2 protein-coding genes are annotated in these 2,528 nt (G+C 37.1%); both read left to right on the top strand.

Going from position 1 to position 2,528, the window contains the following annotated elements; genetic code table 11:
• On the top strand, positions 1–682 hold a 682-nt coding region (locus tag ACY65O_RS05910), incomplete at its 5' end, for a M16 family metallopeptidase (RefSeq protein WP_462219926.1).
• A gap of 6 nt (positions 683–688) precedes the next feature.
• Positions 689–1,996: a M16 family metallopeptidase gene (locus ACY65O_RS05905; protein ID WP_462219925.1), complete on the top strand. Its 1,308-nt coding sequence runs from the start codon at positions 689–691 to the stop codon at positions 1,994–1,996.
• Positions 1,997–2,528 lie beyond the last annotated feature (532 nt).

Below are 2,528 nucleotides of genomic sequence, written 5' to 3'. Positions count from 1 at the left end.
TGAAAAAATTTATGGCTCCTGGAAAAGTTCAACGTTTGATCCTTTAAAAGAATTTCCTATACCCGAAATAGAGCCATTAAAAAAGAACAGCCATGTTGTTATAGAATCTACTTTGGCAGAGTCTCCCCTGCTGATTATACGCTGGCAGGGGCCCGATATGAGGAACGATATACAGGGCACTTATACAGCAGATGTTTTTTCGTACATACTTAACCAGCGCAGATCTAAATTAACACAGGCACTGCAGGAAACTGGTTTGGCAAACGACATTCAGATAAACTATTATTCTCAAAAGTATGTGGGTCCCATAACATTTTCTGTTTCTCCTAATCCTGATAAAATAAAAGAATGTTACCAGGCAATGCAGAAAGAAATAGAACAGTGGGATAATGATAATTATATTTCGGATAAACAATTAGAACGGGCAAAAAAAATACTGTACATCACACAGGTGGAAGAACGGGAAGAAGTAGAGCGGTATGTACATTTAATTTCCTTCTGGTGGGCCTGTGCATCTACAGATTATTATACTTTTTACCGGGAGAACATGGACAAAGTAACTCCTGTTGATATAAAAAATTATGTAAGAAAATATATAAAAGGCAGGTTTTCCTGCACGGGCCTTATTATACCAAAAGGTTCAAACCTTTCCACCGATCCAAATTTTTATTTCTCTAAATAATTTATAATGAAAACTATTTTTTTAAAATTTTATGGCATCGGCATTTTATGTATGCTGTTATTAATTACGGCAAAGGGCTATGCACAAAGCAATACTGTTGAGTTTACTACTGGAGGGCTTAAAGTTATATTGCGGCAAACCCAAAAGGAAACACTGGTAATGAACATGTATTTCAGGGGAGGCACTTCCAATTATTCGTCTGCAAATGCAGGCATTGAATCTTTGGCTTTGTCGGGTTTAATAGAATGTGGCAGTTCCAAATATCCGGCTAATGATTTTAATGATCAGATAGATGAATATGGATTGCACATGGCTGGTATTGCCGGCAATGATTATGGTGTAGTGAAATTAAGCTGCATCTCAAAATATACCAATGAAGGATGGAAACTGTTTTCCTCAGCCATTGCATCTCCTGTATTTGAAACACAAAAATTCAGTCTTTTAAAAGAACAGAAAATAAATGATCTAAAAGGCGAGCAGTCAAATCCAGACAGCCGTTTAAAATGGTTTGCACAGGAGTTTGCATTTTTCGGCACACCATATGCCATTAATCCATTTGGCACAGTTACAAGTTTGCAATTATTAAACAGGGATGCTGTAAAAGATTATTATTTCAATACGTTGCTCAACAAAAACCGCATGTTCCTGGTGGTTGCCGGTAATATTAGCAGGGAAGATCTGGAGAAAAAAATACAGGAAGCTTTTGCCGAAATTCCGGCTAAAACATACACCCCTGCAAATATTGTAAATGCAAATTTTACAGAAGAACTTTATAAAATAGAAAACCGGAGCATTGCAACCAACTACATTGCCGGTATTATTAATGCCCCTGTTTTAAATGACCCCAACTACCCCGCTTTTCGTTTGGCAGTTACGCTTTTAAATGGCGCTATGTTCGATTACATTCGTTTAAACAAACAGCTTTCCTATGCACCTTCTGCATCCATGTCAGAAGGTAAAATTTCTTACGTTACACTGTATGCAAGCACCACACAACCTGCAGAAACAGTAAAAGCCATGCGGTTAATATTATCTTTTATGAAAAACAAAACGTATTCTGAAAAAACAATGGAGAATGTACGAAAATCTCATTTGCTTTCTTACGCAAAACGGCAGGAAATTATGTCGGAGATCGCTAACCAATTAGGTGAGGCCGAAATAATGGGTGACTGGAAACTTGCAGAAAACCTTGCCTCCAGAATGAGCACTGTAAATGCTGAAGAAATGAGGCAGGTTTTAAATACTTATGCAAAAAACATAAACTGGGCTTATATTGGTGCTTCTGATTTGGGTAAGGAATCGTTTGGTAAATAGAGTGAGTTATCTGCTGTATAATTTTGTTTTTAATGCGTTGAGCTCTTCGCCTAATTACTGTTTAAATATAAAATAGTAACTACGCCGCTGCTTGGTTTAAACCAGCGGCGTATGGTATGCAAAGTAATGGAATAGCAAATTTAAAGTAGTAAAGCTATCGTATTTAAAAAGCTTTATTAATGGGTTTGAATCAAAAGCTTCCTCCCAAAGGCTTAATTGTTCTGTAAGATTATGTGTGCCGATACAGGAAGATACATACAGTACAGCAACGCAACAGAGACTCCACATTAACGCCCTGCCGCCGTCGCTAGTACCCTCTCAGCGACGAAAAGCAACACTATCTCCTACGATATAAATCAATCAAAGAATTATTGGGGAACCCCAATATTGCCTAAAAAATTAATTATTATGAAAATTATAAAAGGAATTATTATTAGAGCAACCGACAATACCCTGTCCAACCAAGAAGGTCTAAAAGCAAATTTTTCTTCCCACCAGTAAGGAACAGAAGTATTGTGCGAATTCCATTGCG

Origin of the sequence: Ferruginibacter sp., assembly GCF_031430955.1 — a bacterium.
Classification (GTDB): Bacteria; Bacteroidota; Bacteroidia; order Chitinophagales; family Chitinophagaceae; genus Ferruginibacter.
Note: the sequence above shows the minus strand (reverse complement) of the source record. Positions and strands in the feature narration are given on the sequence as shown.

What these genes read in the sequence shown, in the direction of transcription:
- ACY65O_RS05905 (WP_462219925.1), top strand. Translation starts at nt 689, where the DNA reads ATGAAAACTATTTTTTTAAAATTTTATGGCATCGGCATTTTATGTATG.